Here is a 20,330-nt window from a genome sequence, read left to right as displayed (position 1 = left end):
GTCCGAAAACAACTCCGGCCCCTCACCTGCAATAGGTGAGGGGCCGGAAGAGTGAAGCGGTCGGACTCAGGCGTATTCGTAGAACCCGCGACCGGTCTTCTTGCCGAGACGACCGGCGTCGACCATGCGGCGAAGCAGCGCCGGCGGAGCGTAGTGCGGTTCTGCGAATTCCGCGTACAGGGACTCTGCCGCTGCGAGGGCAATGTCGAGACCGACGGTGTCGAGCAGCGTCAGCGGACCCATCGGGTAGCCGCAGCCGCCCTTCATGGCCTCGTCGATGTCTTCTGCTGTGGCGTAGCCGGATTCGAGCATCCGGACTGCCTGGCACAGGTAAGGGATGAGCAGAGCGTTGACGATGAAGCCCGAGCGGTCGCCCGCGCGAACCGTCTTCTTACGCAACGTGTTCTTGGCGTAGTCGGTGACGGCGAGGACGGTCTCTTCGGACGTCGTGAGGCTGACCACGATCTCCACGAGCGGCATGACCGGCACGGGGTTGAAGAAGTGAACGCCCACAACCTGGCCGGGGCGCGAGGTGGCCTTGGCGATCTTGATGACGGGGATCGACGAGGTGTTGGTCGCCAGAATGCCTGCAGGCTTGACGATCTTGTCGAGCTTGCCGAAGATCTCGTACTTGAGAGCTTCGATCTCGGGAGCCGCCTCGATCACCAGGTCGCGATCGGCGAACTCTTCCATGTCCAGGGTGACGCGAACGCGTGCGATGGCGGCGTCGGCGTCTTCCTGCGTGATCTTGCCCTTGGCTACGCCGCGGTTGATCGACTTGGCGATCCGTTCGCGAGCAGCGGCGGCAAATTCTTCTTTGGTTTCGAGCACCAGTACCGAGCTACCGGCTTTTGCACAAACTTCGGCAATGCCGGCACCCATGGTGCCGCCGCCGATTACGCCTACGAGTTCCACGATTCTCCTCAAGATTCTTCAGACAGGGGACAAGCCCCCGTGCGCGGTTAAGGAGTCTATGGACTGCCTGACCGCGCACAGGGCCGGAGGCCCTACTTCAGTAGCGCACGCGACATCACGACGCGCTGAATCTGGTTGGTGCCTTCGTAGATCTGCGTGATCTTGGCGTCGCGCATCATGCGCTCGACCGGGAAGTCGGTGGTGTAGCCGGCGCCACCGAACAGCTGCACGGCGTCGGTGGTGACCTCCATGGCAACGTCCGAAGCGAAGCACTTCGCCGCAGCGGAGATGAAACCGAGGTTCTTCTCGCCGCGCTCGGCGCGAGCAGCGGAGGTGTAGACCATCAGACGTGCGGCTTCGACCTTCATTGCCATGTCCGCGAGCATGAACTGAACAGCCTGGAAGTCGCTGATGGACTTGCCGAACTGCTTGCGATCCTTGGTGTATGCCAGAGCCGCGTCGAGTGCGCCCTGGGCCAGGCCGACAGCCTGTGCGCCAATGGTGGGACGCGTGTGGTCGAGGGTCTCGAGTGCCGTCTTGAAGCCGGTGCCCGGTTCGCCGATGATGCGGTCGCCGGGGATGCGGCAGTTCTCGAAGTACAGCTCAGCGGTGGGGGAGCCCTTGATGCCGAGCTTCTTTTCCTTCGGTCCGACGACAAAGCCCTCGTCGTCCTTGTGGACCATGAAGGAGGAGATGCCGTTTGCGCCCTTGTCGGGATCTGTGACAGCCATAACGGTGTACCAGGTCGACTTGCCGCCGTTGGTGATCCAGCACTTGGAGCCGTTGAGGATCCAGTCGTCACCATCAGCCTTCGCGCGGGTACGCATCGAGGCCGCGTCGGATCCGGCTTCACGCTCGGACAGCGCGTACGACGCCATTCCGCCGTTGACCAGATCCGGGAGCACCTTGGACTTGAGCTCTTCGGAACCCTTGAGGATCAGGCCCATGGTGCCGAGCTTGTTCACGGCGGGGATCAGCGAGGAGGAGCCACAGACGCGGGCGACTTCCTCGATGACGATGCAGGTGGCGACGGAGTCGGCGCCCTGGCCGTCGTAAGCCTCGGGAACGTGGATGGCGTTGAAGCCGGACGCGTTGAGGGCGGTGAGCGCTTCCTCGGGGAATCGTGCGTTCTCGTCGACGTCCTTGGCGTACGGCGCGATTTCCTTCTCGGAGAGTCCGCGGATAGCAGCCCGCAGTTCGTCGTGCTCTTCGTTCAACGCGAAGAGATTGAAATCCGGGTTTCCTGCCATGGGAACGCTCCTTGGTGAAGGTGGCTTGAAGGCGGTCGGTGCGGCTCCGGCGTTACCGACGAGATTCGCGGACAGACCGGTGCCAATGACCCCAGTCAAACACGGCACTGAGTGCCAGGTCAAGGGATGGGCGTGTGAAGTTCCGGTGCACGATCGGTGTCAGCCGAGTTGTTCGTGGATTTTTCTGCTGATCTCCTCGGCGGAGGTGCCCGGGGGAAATGCTACTACCAGCACAGACTTCGATTCTGGCGTGCTGGTCTTGGACCCGGGTGCCACGCCGTACGTCCGCCGAACGTCGAGCAATGCCTGGCTCAGCGCTTCGGCTGTGGCGTCTTCGTCGCCTTTGATCATGCTTCGCAAGAGGTAGTTGTGGCACGCGGTGACAGCTGCGGCAAAACCGACAACCTCGAGGACCGGTTCGCGGGGAACAGCGCTGCGCAGGTAGTCGACGAATAGGCGCTCATAGCGGAATCCGGTGACGAGTTCGCGGTCGCGAAGAGCTGGAACATGCTGTACGACGCGGTATCGCCGCATCGACAGGTCACGGTTCTTGCGGAAGAAATCGAAGACCAGTCCCGCGGCCTCGCACACGGACGCCCAGGGGTCGGCGGAATCGGACGCGAGGAACTCGGCGACGTGTTCGAGGAGGGACTCGTGATCGGCGAAGATCACGTCTTCCTTGGAGCGGAACTGCCGGAAGAACGTCCGGCGCGACACACCTGCCGCAGCGGCGATCTGCTCGACGGTGGTGGCTTCGTACCCGTTCTCCGAGAACAACCGGATCGCTTGAGACGCGACGTGTACCCGAAACTGTGCGGGGTCAGTTCCGGGCAGGTCTGCGCGTTCACTCATGGGGACAAGTATTGCGCCTGTTCGCGCCATCCCGGTGTGGCGGGCAGCAACCGCATGCCGATCGGTTCCATCTCAACGGTGTGCGGTGGACGTGAATTGGTAGGTTGCCGCCTCGACGATCTCGTCAGGGGTAATAGCGATCTCCTCGTTCAGCCACGCGGTGACCAATTCGGCAAGGCCTCCGACGAAGAGCAGTCCGTTGATCTGACCTTGATGAGATGGCCAAGCTCGGTCGCCGTACATTCGCGAGGCTTCGTCCGCGACCATTTGCGCGAAGCCGTGCAGTACCGCGCGCCGGTGTGCGCGAAGGGGCTCGTATGCAGCGGATTCGATCATTGCCACACGCCCCTTGCGGGGATCGTCGGTGAGGAGGGTGACGAACGACGCGATGGCATCTCGTACGCGCTGCTCGAGCGTCCCGTCGCTCGCTCGTAGTGCGGTCATGCCGGCGTCGCGAACCTCGTCGGCAATTCCGTCCAGGATTGTTTTCAGCAGTTCGTCTCTGCTGGAAAAACTTTCGTAAAAGTAGCGTTCCGTCAACTTGGCTCGCGCACAGATCGCGGTCATCGTGGCGCCTCGACTGCCTGCGACAGCGAATAGTTCCAGCCCTGCCTCTAGCAAGCTCTCGCGCCGCAATGCTGAGCGCTGGTCGCCGCTGAGGCCGGCATACCGCCGCGGCGTCGGAGAAGTCATAGGTCGATATTGACAGACGCAACCACTGTGACGCAGACTACAGTCCATCTGACAGGACGCACTGTCAGATTGAGTGAGAGTAGAGGTCGCAGTGTCCAAGATCCTGGCTCGTCCCCCCGTGAACTCGCAGTTGCACCCGATTTCGGGCCGTTCCGGGCTGCCTCTCGTCGGGCACGCTCTTGCATACATCCGCGATCCACTCGCATTGATGCAAGAGAACTGGGATCGATACGGCGAGGTCTCTTGGTTCTCGATGGTCGGTCGGCAGTGGATCGCTGTTCTCGGACCCGACGCGTGCCAGGAAGTGCTGCAGAACAAAGATCGGGCTTTTGTGAACAGCGACGGCTGGTCGGTGCTTATCGGCCCCTTTTTTCACGGTGGGCTGATGCTTCTCGATTCGGAAGAACATCTACGGCATCGTCGAATCATGCAGCAGGCGTTCACTCGGACTCGGATCGAGAAGTCTGTCGACGTTCTCAATCCGGCAATCGACTCGGCGCTCGACACATGGACCCCCACTGACGGATTTCGTGCATACACAGCGCTGAAGACACTCACCCTCGATCTTGCCACCGACATCTTCATGGGCGGTGCGGAAGGAAGTACCGAAAGCGAAATATCTTCGGTGAAAAAGGCTTTCGTGGATTGTGTGCAGGCGGCTACTTCTCTGGTCCGCTACCGCGTGCCGGGGACCAGATGGAAGCGAGGACTCGACGGCCGCCGGGTCCTGGAAGACTTCTTTCGTCGCTACCTACCGGCGCGTCGAGCTCGCGCAACCGATGACCTGTTCTCCGTGCTCTGTCACATCGAATCCGAAGCAGGACAACGCTTCAGTGACGACGAAGTGATCGACCATATGATCTTCCTCCTGATGGCCGCACACGACACTTCGACGATCACCCTTTCCACGATGATGCAATATCTAGGTCAACATCCGAAGTGGCAGGACAGGTGCCGTGCCGAGTCGCTCGCTCTGGGGACCTCGACGCCCAGCTATGCAGATCTCGACGGCCTGAGCAGCCTTGACCTGGTGATGAAGGAATGCCTCCGACTCGTCTCTCCCGTACCGGTCATGGCGCGGCGAGCGGTCCGCGACACTCAAGTACGGGGTCACTTCGTGCCTGCGGGAACGTATGTTTCTGTCGCCCCTCACTTCACGCACCACATGGCGCAGTACTGGCCTGATCCCGAGCGTTTCGATCCCGAACGTTTCGCCGAGAATCGACGCGAAGACAAGGTTCATCGGTACGCGTGGGAACCGTTCGGAGGTGGAGTGCACAAATGCCTGGGAATGCACTTTGCCGGCGCCGAGATCAAGGCAATCATGCACCACCTCCTCATGCGCTTCGACTGGAACGTCGACGCAGATTACGTCGCTCCGCTCGACTTCACGTCCTTGCCGTTCCCTTCGGACGGGCAACCTGTCGATCTGCGCCGGCGTCACAGTTCGGTGCGCTGAGACCCTACGGCCGAATTACTTCGACGCACGCAATTGGAACTTGAGAACCTTGCCGGTCGGGGTGCGAGGAAGGTCGAGTGGAAAGACGATGTCGCGGGGAACCTTGTACCCGGCCAGCAATGCACGGGTGTGCTCGACGATGTCTTCGGCGGAAGCCTGTAATCCCTTGCCCAGCACCACGAATGCCTTCGGGCGCTCGCCCCACTTCTCGTCGGGAACGCCGACGACTGCCACGTCGATCACGGCAGGGTGACTCATGATCGCCTGCTCCACCTCGACGGTGGAGATGTTCTCACCGCCCGAGATGATGATGTCCTTCGCGCGGTCCTTGAGCTGGATGTAACCGTCGGGATGCATGACGCCGAGGTCGCCGGAATGGAACCAACCACCGGCAAATGCTTCGGCGGTCGCGGCCTCGTCACGGTAGTAACCGAGCATCACGTTGTTGCCGCGGAGCACGATCTCACCCATGGTCTGGCCGTCGGCGGGAACGTCGTTCATCTCGGCATCGACAACGCGAGCATTTTCGGCCTGCACCATGCCGACTCCCTGACGGGAGAGAAGTGCGGCGCGCTCGGACTGCGGCTTGTCGTCCCAGGCTTCCTGGTACTCGCAGATCGTGTAAGGGCCGTATACCTCGGTGAGGCCGTAGACGTGGACGACGGTGACACCGATGTCTTCGAGTTTTCCGATGATCGTCGGTGACGGGGGAGCGCCGGCGGTGGTGATGCGCAGGGCTTCGACCTTGTGGGCCTGGTCCGCGTCGGCGATGGTCGAGCAGACGGTAGGAGCGCCGCACAGATGCGTCACGCCCAGATTGTCGATGGCGTCCCAGATCGCGTCGGCGCGGACCGCGCGCAGGCAGATGTGTGTGCCCGCGGCCTGCGTGACGGCCCAGGGCGTGCACCACCCGTTGCAGTGGAACATCGGCAGTGTCCACAGATACTTCGTCGATCCGTCGAAGCCGTTGTGGAAGGTCTCGCCGAGCGAGTTCAGGTACGCCCCGCGGTGGGAGTACATGACGCCCTTGGGTTTTCCGGTGGTGCCAGAGGTGTAGTTGATGGCGATGCACTGCTGCTCGTCGTCGACGCCCCAGTGCAGTGGCTGATCGGTGAGAGCCTGACCTTCGGCAATCAGATCGGCGTACTGCCCGGTGACGATTCCGGTGGGAACCTCCGGGGATGGGACGGTGGAGTCCGGGATCTCGATGATCTCGCGCAGGCTCGTCACGTTCGCCTTGGACGAGGTGACCGAGCCGACGAATTCGGAGTCGACGAACAGGATCGTGGTTCCCGAGTGATCGAGGATGTACTCGAGTTCGGGACCGGCGAGGCGTGAGTTCAGGGCGATCAGGACTCCGCCGGCGAGTGGGACGGCAAAATGCGCGAACAGCATCTCGGGAACGTTCGGCGCCAGGTATGCAACGCGGTCACCGGGCTGAATGCGTTCACGCAGGACGCGGGCCAGCGCTGCGACCTCGTCACCGAACTCTCGGTACGTGTAGGTCCGGTCGCCGTGAATGACGGCGGTGCGATCGGGGAACACCGCAGCGCTGCGCTCGAGAAAGCGCAGCGGACTGAGCGGGGTGTTGTTGGCTGCGAGAGCTGTCGAGACAGACACGGTTCCTCCGAAGGCGACGTGACACGGTTGGTGTCACGGTAGTTGTGATCGGCACTACAAATGGCCTGGATGCACGCTATTGCCCAGTCAAAGGTGCCGCTACCCTCTGAATTGGGTATGTGGAGGTGAGAGTGAGCAGGGTACTGAGACCGAGCGACGACGACGCGTTGCGCGCCGAACTGCGTCGACTGCACCCCCGAACCGAGTTGCCGGTTCTGTTCGGCGGTTGTGTCGACGACCGGTCGCTGACCATCACCGGCTACGTCGGGACTCGTAGCAACATCCTGCGAAATTTGAAGATCGACGCCGAATGCGGACTCGGTGGTCGTGCGATCGCAGAACAACGACCGGGCGCGGTGCAGGACTACGCGAACTCGTCGCACATCACCCACGACTACGACTACGAAGTGGGCACCGAAGCCATCGAATCCTTGATGGCAGTCCCGATCGTCGTACGCGGGGTTACTCGCGGAGCGATCTACGGAGGACTGCGTGCCAACCTGCCGATCGGCGACGTGATCGCCGAGACGATGATGCGATCGTCGTACGCGTTGGCCCGCGAATTCGAGATTCGCGACGAAGTGGATCGTCGGGTGGCGATGCTCGATACCGCTGCGGTGGAACATGGTTCGAATCGCGATGCCCAGATATCCGAAGGGTTGACCGAGAGCGTCCTGGCGCTCGGCGAGATCGCGGCGAACCTCGAGGACATGGCTCTCAGCGCGCAGGTCCTCGCCGTCGAGGCAAAGTTGCGGGCGTTGGCGTCGCCGAAACCTTCCGCGAACACTCCAGTCGCGAACACCGTTGTCCTGTCGCCCCGCGAGCGGGAGGTGATGGGCTACGTAGCTCTGGGACTGCGCAATGCCGAGATCGCCGAGAGGTTGTCCCTGAGCGTCGAAACGATCAAGACGTACATGCGGAATCTGATGGGAAAACTCGACGTCCGCAGTCGGCACGAAGCAGTTGTGGAAGCGCGGCGGCAGGGCTTGATTCTGTAAGGCTGAATCGGTGGGCCGGTCCCGCCAAGCGGAATTTCAAAGCTACGCCTTCGCCATGGTTGGTATGACGGACCTCACTATCGGTAGAGTTCGACACGAGTGATGAGGGCATCGATGCAGGATTTGTTCGACAACAACGACATGACCGGCCTGGCCGAAGCGATCAAGAGCGGCGACGTCTCCGCCAAGGAAGTTCTCGAGTTCAGCCTGGACAGACTCGACGAGCGCAACCCGGCAGTCAACGCGGTGATCAGTGAGCGTCGCGAGGAGGCACGCAACGAGGTATCAGGCGGCTTGCCGGAAGGTCCACTGCACGGCGTCCCGTTCGTGATCAAAGACCTGGGCATGGACGTCGCAGGATTGCCGAGCACCAACGGATCTCGATTGTTCGCCGATGCTGTGGCAGAAAAAGATTCGACGCTCGTGGAGCGGTACCGTGAGGCCGGTCTGGTTGTCATCGGCAAGACGAACACCCCGGAGTTCGGTAAGAATGCGAGTACCGAACCTGCGCTGTTCGGGCCTACCCGCAACCCTTATGCCCTTGATCGTTCACCCGGCGGATCTTCGGGTGGCACAGCTGTAGCTGTTGCCGTCGGGATCGTGCCCGGCGGCCATGCCAGTGACGGCGGTGGATCGATCCGTATTCCCGCATCGGCCTGTGGCTTGGTAGGCCTCAAGCCCAGCCGTGGACGTACTCCGACGGCACCGGCGCGCACGCTGTTCTCGTCGCCGATGAGTGTTCATCACGCACTCACCCGAAGTGTCCGCGACACTGCACTGCTTCTCGATCTCTCCGCCGGACCGACTGTCGGCGATCCTTACGTGATCCTGGCGCCAAAGCGGCCGTACGTCGAGGAAGTTGGTGCGGATCCCGGACGGTTGCGGATCGGTCTGAGCAACACTCTTCCTGATGGCACCCCGGTGGACCCGGAGTGCTCGGCCGTCACAACCAGTGTTGCCGGCCTGCTCGAAGAACTCGGTCACGATGTGACCGAGGGTGCCCCGAACTTTCCGCTCGATGCGCTCACTGCCGGGCTTTCCGTGTTGATGGGCATTCCGATGACGATCGAGGTCGACGAACGACTCGAGGCCCTGAACCGCGCAATCCGCGACGACGACCTCGAGCCGATGGCTCGGATGATCTACGACCGCGCGAAGTCCGAAAGTGCGACGAACGTCGTCAAGGCATTGCAGGAACTCGAGCGGGCAGCCCAGGTGATCGGTGCGTTCTTTGTCGATCACGACCTGTTGCTGACGCCGACGATGGCTCGACCGGCAGCTCCGCTCGGTCTGCTCGATACGGCAAACCCCATGTCGATCTGGGAGCATTCGGCCGGGTACAGCGGCTTGACCAGTCCGTTCAACAGTTCAGGTCAGCCTGCGATTTCCTTGCCGATGGGTCATGACTCGGCCGGCGTCCCTATCGGTGTGCAGTTGGTCGGAGCGTTCGGGCGTGAAGATTTGCTGATCCGGGTGGCGTCGCAGCTCGAGGTGGCGCGCCCGTGGAGCATTGCCCCGGTGTGGCCGCCCGTCCCGGCGTAGCCCCGGCACCGTCGAAGAGTCGAGAACACCGTACTTTTCACCCGTCGAGGGTGAATGTGGGCCGTCCCGAAACGCATACAGTTCGGAAGGACAGCCCTATCCGGTATCGGTGAAGGAGTCTCTCGATGAGCCAGTTCCAACCAGACAGTCCGGCGACTCCCGCCGTCAATGCACAACGACTGTGGGCGGGCGGGGCCGCAACTGCGCTCGTCGCGGCCCTGGCCGCAGTCGTCGGACTACTGATCGTGCGGGGAATCCTCGACACTCCGGTCATCACACCGGAGCGGATGCCGGGGAATTCACAAGCCGGCTCGCTTGCTCTCAGCGCCGCGATCGCAGCGCTGGTCGCTACCGCACTTCTGCATGCGTTGATGGTGTCGACGCCACGTGCGTCGAACTTCTTCGCGTGGATCGGAATCCTCGCAACGATCGCCACCGCGCTGTGGCCGTTCACGATCGCGGCGACCACCGCATCGCGAGTCGCCAGCGCCGCAATCTACTTCGTCGTCGGTATCGCGATCGTCTCGTTGCTCACCGGGGTCGCAGGGTCAGCGCAGACCACTCGCCGTATCGGCGTGTGATGGAGTATCGACCGTGAACGGGGTGGTTCCGCAAGCACAACGGCGCACATTGGCGGAGCTCGACGAAAAGCTCAATTTTTCGGTGGGGGACCGAGATTCGAAGCGATCCGCCTTCTGGGTGATGCTGACGCTGTCTGCCGTGATCGCCGTGGCCGGTGTCGTGGGCGATTCCACGGCAACCGTCATCGGAGCGATGATCGTCGCTCCCTTGTCGACGCCGATTCTCGGGGTCGGGTTGGGCATCACAACTGGCCAAGGCGCTTTGGTGGGGCGGAGCCTGGTCTATGTCGTCGGTGGAATCTGCCTCGTCGTCGTATTGGGTGTCGCGTTCGCTCAGGTATTGCCGAATCCCTCCAACGTGCTGACCAATTCCCAAGTGCTTGGGCGTACTTCGCCGACGTTGATGGACTTGACGGCAGCACTTGCGACCGGTTTGGTCGGGGCCATCGCGATCGCGCGCAAGGATGTCGGCGACGTACTTCCCGGTGTTGCCATCGCAATTTCGCTTGTCCCACCGTTGGCGGTGGTAGGTGTCTGTCTCGGCTCGGGGTCACCGAGTTTGGCGGTGGGCGCGTTTGTACTGTTCGCATCGAACGTGGTTGCCATGATCATCACTGCGACAGGCGTGTTCGTCGCAGCTGGGTACGCGCGCGACGCCGGGATCTTGAAGACGTCGCGGCGGCGGGCATACCTCGTGCTTGCCGCTCTGTTGATCGTCGTCGCGATTCCGATGGTCGGCAACTCCCTGTCGTCGTTGTGGGCGAGGCAGATCGGGAGCGCGGCGCAACAGTGGCTCGCAGACACTCCGGGAGCCGAGGTCACCGATGTCACCTGGCAGGGCAGCACCGCCACCATCGACGTGCTCGGCCCGGAAACCCTTCCCCCACTGGATGAACTGGAGGCATCGATCGACGCACTGATTCCGTGGAACCCGGACGTGCAGATCGTCCATACCGTCGGGACGAGGATCGCGGCTGGGTAACCGTGATCAATCGGTGGCCGTCACGCGTCGAATGTCGGTCGGCAATTCATCGGTGGCTTCAGTCGAGGCGCTCGATCAAGTGACGTCGAAGGACGGTGTCAGGTATTCGCCGTCCTGAACGGCCTTGCTCGGGCCGTACATTCGCATGATGAGGTAGGCGTCTTTCTCCGGAATGGGTAGGAAGTTCGGATTCTCTGCGTTGGCGTCGACGTCCGCGCTCAGCACGATCGTAAAGTAACCGTCGTCGTCCATGACCAGCGTGCGATCGCCGCGACTGTGACGATTGATCGCATTGTGCGCCATCAAGCGATCGTCAGAACCATAGACGGTGAACGACCAGAATTCGCTCACGTCCGGAGGGAGAAGGCGCGCACGGTACGTCTTGCCATGCGCGCCGTTGATCGGTTGCCCGTCGGAGCCTGTCTCGACCTTGACGTACACCGACTCGACCGGTGGCAGTCCCCACTGGCCGAGATACGTTCCCTCGGCGAAGAGATCGCGCGGCCCGTCCTGAAGGTCGGCCCGTGTGCCCAGCAGCTTTCCCGCGTTCGTCATCTCAGGCGCGAGATCACGGATATGTGCCATCCCAAGCTGCTCTCCGCGCTCGGCGGCATCCAGTTGCTCAGGTGTGAATTCAGTTTTCCCCGGCTCCAAACCGATGTCGTGGTACTTCGTCAGCCATTCCGCATCTGCTCGGGCCATTGAACCGGCAGCCAGGACAAAGTTGGTGCGCGCGAGCCAGTTCGTCGATTTCGGATCGGGATAGTCGCGGATTGGTTGCCCCGGGCCAGACACCCCGAGGAACACCGACAGCGTTTCCAACTTCCACTGGTCCTGGAGGTTTCGGGCCGCCTCTAGGTCGTCGCCGCCGGTAGTCATGATGCGGGCCATGACCTTGATCAGATCGGACTCGGAGCGCACAACCTCGTCGACCCCGTCCGGAATGTCACCGTCCCACACACCACTGGCGAACAGGAAGCGTCCTCCTCGCGCACCCCGCGTTCGAGATCCGATCATGGCGTTGGTGTAATGACCGAGGTCCATCGTGTGCAGGATCCAGTACCGCCCCTCGTCGAAGTCCGGGACGGTCACAACCACAGGTTCGGCACCGACATCGAACCATCCCTGCAGGTGCAGCGTGTCGTTGTTGATCGAGGGGTGGGCCGTATAGGTGTCATCTGCCAGGTCTCGCAACAGTTGGAACTCGTTTACAGCGCGCCCAGGCTCGATGGTCGTCTCGAACAGGAACTTGTACGCCTCGTCGATCGAATAGGCGTACAGATACGCATCCCTGGCCAGGTTCTCGGAAATCGTCACTCCAACCACATCCTCAGCTTCGTCATCGAACTCCACACGATCCTCGAACAATGTCTCGGTATAGAGTTGCGGCACAACAACAGTCGTCAAATAAGGCCGTTCCTGAACTTGCCTCGTGTTGTGCTTGGGAATACGAGATGACCATACCCTCGAGATCCGTGCCTACTGCCGCATGGACGCTCCTGCACTTGATGTTCACCCGTAGTAGGTGAAGTGCATGCGATCTTGGCACTACAGACTGACGATGTGGTCATGGCATCGAATTCGGCATCGGGATCCGGGCTACAGGTGAAGCATGCGAGAACCGCCTGCATGAGTGACACCTGTCCTCCACGGAAGTAAGGGAGAACCATGCGCATACTGATACTCGGTGGTGACGGATTCTGCGGTTGGCCGAGCGCTCTGCATCTTTCGGCGCACGAGCATCAGGTGACCATCGTCGACAGTTTTGTTCGTCGTCGAATCGACGACGAACTGCGGGTGCAGTCGCTGACCCCGATTTCGACTCTCTCCGAGCGTGTGCGGGCCTGGTCGGAAGTGACCGGCCGAAGAATCGACGTCGTCGAATTCGATCTGGCCCACGAGTACGACGCCTTACTCGATGTCCTCGGCAAGGTTCGTCCGGAGGTGATCGTGCACTTCGCGGAACAGCGTGCTGCTCCGTACTCGATGAAATCGCCGGAACTCAAGCGCTACACCGTCGACAACAATCTCAACGCAACTCACAACCTGCTTGCCGCGGTGGTTCAGACCGGCCTCGACGCCCATGTGGTTCATCTCGGGACGATGGGCGTCTACGGATACGAGTCGGTGCCGGTAGATCTGCCCGAAGGCTATCTGACCGTGAGTTACCCGGACCGAGACGGACATCTTCATTCACGCGAAATTCTGTACCCGACGGCGCCCGGTAGCGTTTACCACCTCACCAAGTCCTTGGACCAGTTGCTGTTCCAGTTCTACGCGCGCAACGACGGCGTGCGGATCACCGACCTCCACCAGGGCATCGTCTGGGGCACACAGACGGACGAGACTGCGCTCGATTCCCGTTTGGTCAACCGCTTCGACTACGACGGTGATTTCGGAACGGTGCTGAACCGCTTTCTGGTTCAAGCGGCGCTCGGTCATCCCTTGACCGTGCACGGGACCGGAGGGCAGACTCGGGCCTTCATCAACATTCGTGACACCGTGCGGTGCATACGATTAGCCGCAGAATCCGGGGACGCCGTCGACGGACGGGTACGCGTGATGAATCAGGTGACCGAGACTCACCGCGTCTCCGATCTGGCACGCCTGGTCGCCGAGTCGATCGGCGCGCGCATCAGTGAGGTCCCGAACCCCCGTGCCGAGGCTGATGAAAATCTGCTCAGTGCACGCAATGATCACTTGCTCGGCCTCGGTCTGGAGCCGACTCGGCTGGACGCCGGACTGCTGCAGGAGTCGGTGGAAATCGCACAGAAGTATGCAGATCGGGTCGACGTGAGCCGAATCCCGTCCACCTCGTACTGGAACAGCGCAAGGAGATCATCTGCCGCAGGAGCCGATGCATGAACGACGACACAGATGGCCCGGCCGTAGATCCGCCTGATGGCACTCCGGGCTCGGGAGCGAAAGATTCCGAGCCCGAATACTTTCCGGGGGAACGTGGGCGTTCGGTTCCACGATCTGCATGGTGGGTACTTGCGGCTGCCGTCGTACTCTTGCTGGTTTTCGTGTTCGTGCGGCCGTTGTGGTTCACGCGCGATGTCGACGACAACAGCCTCGATGTTCCGGCGGATCGTCACTACACGAAGTCGCTGTCGGGAGCGGGATTCGACGACGGCGTCTGGCTCACCGACGATTCGCCGTCGACGAGTTTCGACGTCACCTTCCCGGTCGATTCGGCGCGGGAACAGACCCGACTGCGATTGACCGGGACGTCGCAGGTGGCCCGGGACAGTGTCGTGTTCCTGATCGTGAGGATGGACGGTCAGCAGGTCTACAAGAGTGAGTTGAACACGGGGGAAACCGGATTGGACGTCATGGTCGATGTTCCGGGGCAGTTGTCGAGCGACGGACAGGTGCGCGTACAGGTGCAGGTACAAGGGACCCTCGACAATCGGACCTGCACACCCGACCATGCGGCCGGAATGCAGGTGCACCTGGATCCCACCAGCGTCGTAGAAGCGGCCTTGTCGGAACCTGTACACACAGTTCGCGACGCCGTCGTCTCCTGGGATCGTCGTCTCACCGTGGTCCTGGTCGATCAGAGTGACCAGTGGCGAACAGCCGCAGCACAAATGGGAATCGCGTTGACCCGAGCAGAGTACGAGGTGACGTACTCGGACCGGTTGCCAGGCGAAGGCGATGAAAACGTAGTGATGGTGGGCCCGACGGACGCACTCGTCGATCAGGGCTGGTCTGCCACGGAAGGGCAAGCTGGGTCCATCACGCTCGGAAAGGCCCAGGGCACAGCGGTGGTGGCGATGACCCAACCGAACGGTGACTTGATTTCGAGATTCCTCACGACTCCGATTGTGTCCACGGCTGATTCGGAACGGAGCGATCCGCAAGCGCTCGTGACAAAACCGTTGAGCGGCAACGACGTGGCTCTCGATGCACTCGGCGGTGACACGTCCGTCGTGCAGGTCACCGAAAACCATCGGTGGCGCATCGGGTACTCACTCGCCGATCTACCCGGCGGGCGTCTACCGCAATCAGTTCGGGTCGGGATGCAACTCCCGGCGTCGCCCGACGACCTCACCTGGATTCTCAACGTTCAACTCAACGATCAGTTGGTCGACAGTCGCCGCCTCGATCGCGCGACCTCGGTGGAGACTGTCATCGCTTTGCCGACGTCGTCGCAGCTACTGGAAAACACTCTGACCCTCAGCATCCAGCGTGACCGTGATCTGGGTGGCTGCGATGTGCGAGTGACCACGTACCCGATGCAACTCGAGACATCTTCTGCTCTCGTGCTCGGTGATGACCCCGGGATCGGATTCACGGCCGTACCCCGGACGCTTGCGCCAGGATTCGCCGTTTATCGACCCGACGCTTCGAGCGTGAGCGCAGTGGACGAACTCAACGCAGTCGTCCCGGTGCTGACGAAGTTCATTCCGAATGGGTACGACCCGGAGTTTCTCTGGAATTCCCAACCGGCACCGGGTCAGCCATTCGTGCTGATCGGGCAAAGCCCGGAAGTGAATCCACCGGTGCGCATCGACAATGGACGAATTCTGGCAGGCGCTGAGCAATCCACCCTCGACATTTCCTCGTTCGACGACGGAATGGTGGTCGAAACTGCCACCAGTACAACAGGTGCCGGGGGACTCGCCATTCAATTTGTCGGGGAACCCGGTAAAATTCCGGTACCGCCGTTCGGGACGGAATCCGCTCGACTGATGACGGCTCAGGGCAGCGTCATCGTGAACGCCGACGGCACAACGGGTCCCGGCGCTCAGGCACGTGCGAACGGACCCCGGTGAGTGGGGGAATGCGATGACTGACGCATTGCGTGCTCCTGACGAGGACCGTGCGCTGGTCGATCATTTCCGGTCTGTCGACAGCGCGCCGGCCGACTACGCCGTCGATCGGCCGTCGAGCGGGACCAACGGATTTCTGATCACCTTTGCCGGGCTGTCGATCATCGCCATGTGCATCCGAACATTCCTCGTGCATTCAGGATTGACCGACATGCCGCGAGACCTGGTCATCTTTTCAGAGGGACGAGGGAAGGTCGTCTTCCCTCTGCGGCTGTTTCTGATCATGTTCTTCTTCACCTACGCACTCTGCGCCTACTCGAACATCTGGCGCAGAGTATTCCTCGCCTTCTCCTTGCTGGGTAAGTACGCGTTGTTCTGCGTCGCGGTCGACACTGCGGCGTGGTTGCTCCACGACGCCGGGATCATCTCCATCTCCGTCTTCGGAGCTCAGATGATCTCCGGGCTGATCGCCCTCGCGATTTTCCCGCACACCATCCTCCGTCAGGCACAACTTCCTCCGCAGGGGCCGCTGCCACTCGACCCGCGAATACCGCTGAGCGCGTTCCTGAAACTGTCAGGATGCCTGGTACTGGCGATCGCTGGAGCCGCGATCGCATTGCACGTCCTGTACGACCTCGTCGACCTCCTCAAGAGTTGGGCAATCCTCGGAGGTATCGGTGCCGGAGTTTTCCTCATGCAGCAACTCCTGGCGATCTCGACGGCACTGCTCGGAGTACGTGCGCTGAAGAAGTCGCGCGGTCACGAGTTCTCGCCGCCTACGGCAATTCTTGTTCCGGCTCACAACGAGGCGCACGATATCGCCGCTACCATCGCTGCCGTCGACACCGCAGCGCGAACATACCCGGGACGAATCCACCTCTACGTCGTAGACAATGCCTCCACCGACAGCACACACGAAGTCGCAGAACAGATCATTGCTGAATGCAGCTTCATCACCGGTACCGTCCTCGACTGCCCGACACCGGGCAAGGCAATCGCACTCAATATGGGAATCGACCACATCACTGAAGAGTTCGTAGCCAGGATCGACGCTGACACTGTCATCGGCCCGGGTTGCCTCGAGACAGCGATGCGACATTTCGCAAACCCGCGCGTCGGCTGCGTCGGTGGGATCCCCATGCCGCGCGAGGAAAAGACCTGGATCGACAAGTGTCGCCTGATCGAGGTGTACATGCGCCACGGCTTCTTCCAGGTCTCGCTCGACGGGTATCAGGGCGTCATGGGCATTCCCGGGATGTTCGCGGTCTATCGGCGGAGCCAGTTGATCAAGGTAGGCGGCATGGTGCAGGGGATGAATGGCGAAGACACCGACATTTGCATGCGGCTGACCGCCGCCGGCTACCACAGTGTGGCGGATCCGAAAGCTGTGTACTACAGCGAGACTCCGGCGTCCTACGCGCACCTACTCGAGCAGCGAACCCGGTGGTTTCGCAGTATCTACCACCTCGCAGCGCGCAACCGGGCGCTGCTCCTCGATCGGCAGACCATGATCGGAACGTTCGTGTTGCCGTTCAACCTGGTCAACGCCGCACGCCGAGCGATGCTGGCGCCACTGCTCATTTTCGCCTGTATCGCCGGAATCGCATTCCAATCGACATTCACGACTCTGCAATGGCAACCCATCGTTGCGACATTGTTGGGTATGTCGATGATCATGACGGTCGTCGTGTGCCTGGTCTGGCGGCCGAGTTCGGTCAAGTACGTTCCCGCCTACCTCATCTTCCGTCTGCTGCGCAGCTACTTCACGCTCGGATCGACACTGAGCCTGATCTATCCGCCGATGCACCCACGAATACAACACCCCCGCCTGCGTCGATCACGAGGCCGTCGCAGATCGAAGGAAGCTCGTTTCTCCGCTCGCGGGTCAGACACATTGGTCACGAACATCATTCACCCGTAGAAGGTGAGGCGAAGACGACCGCAGCGCGCCAAAATGTCGGTATGGCTACGACATCGAACGCGGCATCCGAGACCATCATTCGTCAGCAGAAGGCGCTCCTCGGGAGTCTGCCGTTCGCCGATACACAGGATTTCGACGACGCCACTCGCGGGCTTGTTGCTCGCCGTCAACCGAACGCGGTGACCGCCGAAGACGGAACAGTTCTCTGGGACAACGACACCTACTCGTTCCTCGAAGGGGATGCACCCGAGACTGTGAATCCCAGTCTGTGGCGGCAGTCGAAACTCGCCGCGATCGACGGATTGTTCGAAGTAGTCCCGGGCATCTATCAGGTCCGCGGAATGGACTTGTCGAACACGTCTTTCATCGAAGGCGACGAGGGGGTAGTTGTCATCGACACCCTCCTGTCTGCCGAAACGGGAAAGGCGGCGCTCGAACTCTATCGACAACATCGGGGAGATCGGCCGATCAAGGCGATCGTCTACACTCACTCACACGTCGATCACTTCGGTGGTGTGAAGGGATTCGTCACGCAGGAGGAAGTCGACGGCGGGAGCGTGAAAATCTTTGCGCCGGAGGGATTCGTCGAGCACGCGGTCTCCGAAAACGTGTATGCGGGTACCGCGATGGGACGACGTGCGGGTTACATGTACGGTGCCGCACTGGCCAGGGGTCCGCAGGGACAAGTCGGTGGAGGTCTGGGACAGACTGTGTCGGTCGGAACCGTCACTCTCATCGCGCCGACCGATATCGTCACCACCACCGGACACGAAGAGACCGTCGACGGTGTCCGCATGATCTTCCAGATGGCACCTGATACCGAAGCGCCGTCGGAAATGTTGATCTACCTTCCCGGCTTCAAAGCTCTGTGTGCCGCCGAAGACGCCACCCACAACTTCCACAATCTCTTGACGCTACGCGGCGCTGTTGTGCGTGATCCTCACGGTTGGTCGCAGTACCTCACCGAAACCATCGACATGTTCGGTGACGACGTCGAAGTTGTCTTCGCCTCGCACCACTGGCCGACTTGGGACAACGACCGCGTCGTCGAATTCCTTGCCACGCAGCGTGATCTGTACGCCTACGTCCACGATCAGACGCTGCGCATGATCAACAAAGGTCTCACCGGACCTGAAATCGCCGAAGAGATCCAGTTGCCACCGTCGCTCGAGAATGCCTGGAGCGCAAAAGGTTACTACGGTTCGATCAGCCACAATGTGAAGGCGATCTATCAACGCTATCTCGGTTGGTTCGACGGCAACCCGGCCAGTCTGTGGGAACATACTCCGGTTGAGCAATCCATTAGGTACGTCGAATTCATGGGTGGCGCCGACGCAGTGGTCACCAAAGCGCGTGATTCGTTCGACGCCGGCGACTACCGTTGGGTCGCACAGGTACTCAATCACGTCGTGTTCTCGGAGCCTGGTCACGCCGGAGCCAAAGCGCTGTTGGCCGACACCTACGAACAGCTCGGCTACGGTGCGGAGAACGGCACCTGGCGCAACTGGTATCTCTCCGGTACCACAGAACTGCGTGGTGGCCAGTTCGGCACCCCCACCGAAACCACCGCCCCGGATGTCATCGCGCAGCTGACACCTGCAATGTTGTTCGACGCCATAGCGATTCAAGTTGACGGTCCGAGTGCCTGGAATGAACGACTGTCCATCGACGTCGTGCTGACCGATGTCGACGAACGCTACCGATTGCGGCTCGCCAACGGAGTCCTGACCTACAGTGCGCACAGTCAAAAGGATCCTGCGGACGCGATCCTGTCCACGACCAAACGATCGCTGCCTGCGTTGGCTCTCGGCGGATTGTCCGCCGAAGGGCTTGCCGATGCCGGCATCGCGCTCACCGGGGACGAGTCGGTTCTGGCGCGACTTGCCGCGGTGTTGGATCCCGGCGACAAGAACTTCGCGATCGTGACTCCCGACTGACGGCGTACTCGATTGCCCGGATCAGGCGATAACGCGAATCGGCCACTGGCCGTCGACGTCTCCTACGTCCCGGCCCTGGCTGAGTAGGTACTCGGCGAAATCACGCTGGCGCTCGGCGTGCCAATCGGCTTGATCGACCATGAGATCGAGCCCCAGGAGGTCGGGGAACCGCACGGCCAACTCGCGGGCCAACGCCGCCGCCGCTTTGGCATCGGCCTCGGCTTCGTGCGCCGACTCCAATGAAATTCCGTAGTGCTCGCACACAGCCGCAAGCGTTCGCTTGCCCTTGCGGAACGTATCCATCGCCCGATCGATCACGTACGGATCAATCACCAACCCGGGAACGAATGCGGGCTTGCCGATGCGCAGACCCTCGGCATGAATGACCGTCAGATCATAGGAGGCATTGAACGCCACGACAGCGTGATCGCGCGCCCAGGAATTGTGCAGAGCATCGCGAATCTCTTCGTAGCCCTCGGCGTAGTTCTGGCCGTGCCGCGTCGCGTACTCGGTGCTGATTCCGTGAATAGCCGAAGCGTCGGCGGGGATATCGACGCCGGGATCGAGTAACCACGTGCGTGTTTCGACATTCGAACCGTCGATGACCGCGACGCAGGCACTGACGATGCGAGCGGTCGACGGATCCCGCCCCGTGGTCTCGAGGTCGAACGCGCAGATCGGGCGATCGGACCAGCTACTCATCGGGGGCCTTTCGGTGCAGAACGTCATGTCCGAATCACTATGCACCTCCCTACCGACAGAAACGACGAACAGCCACCTCCGCCGGGTGAAGGTGGAGGTG

Annotated in this window: 16 protein-coding genes; 9 read left to right on the top strand and 7 right to left on the bottom strand. The window is 61.4% G+C overall.

Features of this window, described 5'->3' with window-relative positions; translation table 11 throughout:
- Positions 1–66 precede the first annotated feature (66 nt).
- The 4 genes from B0E55_RS09430 to B0E55_RS09415 all read right to left on the bottom strand — a co-directional run bounded on the left by B0E55_RS09430 (position 67) and on the right by B0E55_RS09415 (position 3,710).
- Positions 67–915 (bottom strand): 3-hydroxybutyryl-CoA dehydrogenase, encoded by an 849-nt coding sequence (locus B0E55_RS09430; protein WP_020909078.1) that lies wholly within the window; start codon positions 913–915, stop codon positions 67–69.
- Positions 916–1,007: 92 nt separating this feature from the next.
- Positions 1,008–2,165, bottom strand: a complete 1,158-nt coding sequence (locus B0E55_RS09425; protein ID WP_003939784.1) for an acyl-CoA dehydrogenase — start codon at positions 2,163–2,165, stop codon at positions 1,008–1,010.
- Between the two features lie 159 nt (positions 2,166–2,324).
- Positions 2,325–3,017, bottom strand: a complete 693-nt coding sequence (locus B0E55_RS09420; protein ID WP_080909658.1) for a TetR family transcriptional regulator — start codon at positions 3,015–3,017, stop codon at positions 2,325–2,327.
- A gap of 72 nt (positions 3,018–3,089) precedes the next feature.
- A complete protein-coding gene (locus B0E55_RS09415; RefSeq protein ID WP_070795694.1) occupies positions 3,090–3,710 on the bottom strand; it encodes a TetR/AcrR family transcriptional regulator in 621 nt (206 codons plus the stop codon).
- A gap of 91 nt (positions 3,711–3,801) precedes the next feature.
- Here B0E55_RS09415 and B0E55_RS09410 point away from each other — a divergent pair, with 91 nt between their 5' ends.
- Positions 3,802–5,169, top strand: a complete 1,368-nt coding sequence (locus B0E55_RS09410) for a cytochrome P450 (RefSeq protein WP_060938012.1) — start codon at positions 3,802–3,804, stop codon at positions 5,167–5,169.
- 15 nt (positions 5,170–5,184) lie between these two features.
- Here B0E55_RS09410 and B0E55_RS09405 read toward each other — a convergent pair whose 3' ends face one another.
- The gene (locus tag B0E55_RS09405) at positions 5,185–6,789 is read right to left on the bottom strand and encodes an acyl--CoA ligase family protein (protein ID WP_080909594.1); all 1,605 of its coding nucleotides are present in this window, start codon (positions 6,787–6,789) and stop codon (positions 5,185–5,187) included.
- 131 nt (positions 6,790–6,920) lie between these two features.
- On the opposite strand from B0E55_RS09405, the gene B0E55_RS09400 reads away from it, so the two are divergent.
- The 4 genes from B0E55_RS09400 to B0E55_RS09385 all read left to right on the top strand — a co-directional run bounded on the left by B0E55_RS09400 (position 6,921) and on the right by B0E55_RS09385 (position 10,892).
- Positions 6,921–7,787, top strand: a complete 867-nt coding sequence (locus tag B0E55_RS09400) for a helix-turn-helix transcriptional regulator (RefSeq protein WP_042952912.1) — start codon at positions 6,921–6,923, stop codon at positions 7,785–7,787.
- A 114-nt stretch (positions 7,788–7,901) separates the two neighbouring features.
- Entirely contained in the window at positions 7,902–9,329 is a 1,428-nt protein-coding gene (locus B0E55_RS09395; RefSeq protein WP_080909593.1) for an amidase, read from the top strand.
- 125 nt (positions 9,330–9,454) lie between these two features.
- The gene (locus tag B0E55_RS09390) at positions 9,455–9,910 is read left to right on the top strand and encodes a DUF6069 family protein (protein WP_020909071.1); all 456 of its coding nucleotides are present in this window, start codon (positions 9,455–9,457) and stop codon (positions 9,908–9,910) included.
- Positions 9,911–9,923: 13 nt separating this feature from the next.
- Positions 9,924–10,892 (top strand): TIGR00341 family protein, encoded by a 969-nt coding sequence (locus tag B0E55_RS09385; RefSeq protein ID WP_020970736.1) that lies wholly within the window; start codon positions 9,924–9,926, stop codon positions 10,890–10,892.
- A gap of 75 nt (positions 10,893–10,967) precedes the next feature.
- Here B0E55_RS09385 and B0E55_RS09380 read toward each other — a convergent pair whose 3' ends face one another.
- Entirely contained in the window at positions 10,968–12,284 is a 1,317-nt protein-coding gene (locus B0E55_RS09380) for a DUF1254 domain-containing protein (RefSeq protein WP_206745218.1), read from the bottom strand.
- Between the two features lie 276 nt (positions 12,285–12,560).
- Here B0E55_RS09380 and B0E55_RS09375 point away from each other — a divergent pair, with 276 nt between their 5' ends.
- The 4 genes from B0E55_RS09375 to B0E55_RS09360 are packed head-to-tail and all read left to right on the top strand — an operon-like array spanning position 12,561 to position 19,528.
- Positions 12,561–13,757 (top strand): NAD-dependent epimerase/dehydratase family protein, encoded by a 1,197-nt coding sequence (locus B0E55_RS09375; RefSeq protein ID WP_080909592.1) that lies wholly within the window; start codon positions 12,561–12,563, stop codon positions 13,755–13,757.
- Positions 13,754–15,673 carry a hypothetical protein gene (locus B0E55_RS09370; RefSeq protein ID WP_080909591.1) on the top strand — a complete coding sequence of 640 codons (1,920 nt, stop codon included), beginning with the start codon at positions 13,754–13,756 and terminating at the stop codon, positions 15,671–15,673. The genes B0E55_RS09375 and B0E55_RS09370 overlap by 4 nt, the downstream gene beginning before the upstream one ends.
- 13 nt (positions 15,674–15,686) lie before the next feature.
- A complete protein-coding gene (locus B0E55_RS09365; protein WP_080909656.1) occupies positions 15,687–17,591 on the top strand; it encodes a glycosyltransferase in 1,905 nt (634 codons plus the stop codon).
- A gap of 41 nt (positions 17,592–17,632) precedes the next feature.
- Complete coding sequence (locus tag B0E55_RS09360) at positions 17,633–19,528, top strand: alkyl/aryl-sulfatase (RefSeq protein WP_020909064.1); 1,896 nt, start codon at positions 17,633–17,635, stop codon at positions 19,526–19,528.
- 21 nt (positions 19,529–19,549) lie between these two features.
- On the opposite strand, the gene B0E55_RS09355 is transcribed toward B0E55_RS09360, so the two are convergent.
- Entirely contained in the window at positions 19,550–20,230 is a 681-nt protein-coding gene (locus tag B0E55_RS09355; protein ID WP_080909590.1) for a 3'-5' exonuclease, read from the bottom strand.
- Positions 20,231–20,330: the final 100 nt, after the last annotated feature.

Origin of the sequence: Rhodococcus sp. 66b (genome assembly GCF_002076325.1) — a bacterium.
In the GTDB taxonomy this organism is placed as follows: domain Bacteria; phylum Actinomycetota; class Actinomycetes; order Mycobacteriales; family Mycobacteriaceae; genus Rhodococcus_F; species Rhodococcus_F erythropolis.
The sequence above is the reverse complement of the archived record's forward strand: the minus strand, read 5'-3'. Positions and strand labels throughout refer to the sequence as shown.

What these genes read in the sequence shown, in the direction of transcription:
- B0E55_RS09425 (WP_003939784.1), bottom strand. Translation starts at nt 2,165, where the DNA reads ATGGCAGGAAACCCGGATTTCAATCTCTTCGCGTTGAACGAAGAGCAC.
- B0E55_RS09395 (WP_080909593.1), top strand. Translation starts at nt 7,902, where the DNA reads ATGCAGGATTTGTTCGACAACAACGACATGACCGGCCTGGCCGAAGCG.
- B0E55_RS09370 (WP_080909591.1), top strand. Translation starts at nt 13,754, where the DNA reads ATGAACGACGACACAGATGGCCCGGCCGTAGATCCGCCTGATGGCACT.
- B0E55_RS09365 (WP_080909656.1), top strand. Translation starts at nt 15,687, where the DNA reads ATGACTGACGCATTGCGTGCTCCTGACGAGGACCGTGCGCTGGTCGAT.
- B0E55_RS09375 (WP_080909592.1), top strand. Translation starts at nt 12,561, where the DNA reads ATGCGCATACTGATACTCGGTGGTGACGGATTCTGCGGTTGGCCGAGC.
- B0E55_RS09390 (WP_020909071.1), top strand. Translation starts at nt 9,455, where the DNA reads ATGAGCCAGTTCCAACCAGACAGTCCGGCGACTCCCGCCGTCAATGCA.
- B0E55_RS09355 (WP_080909590.1), bottom strand. Translation starts at nt 20,230, where the DNA reads ATGAGTAGCTGGTCCGATCGCCCGATCTGCGCGTTCGACCTCGAGACC.
- B0E55_RS09415 (WP_070795694.1), bottom strand. Translation starts at nt 3,710, where the DNA reads ATGACTTCTCCGACGCCGCGGCGGTATGCCGGCCTCAGCGGCGACCAG.
- B0E55_RS09360 (WP_020909064.1), top strand. Translation starts at nt 17,633, where the DNA reads ATGGCTACGACATCGAACGCGGCATCCGAGACCATCATTCGTCAGCAG.
- B0E55_RS09420 (WP_080909658.1), bottom strand. Translation starts at nt 3,017, where the DNA reads ATGAGTGAACGCGCAGACCTGCCCGGAACTGACCCCGCACAGTTTCGG.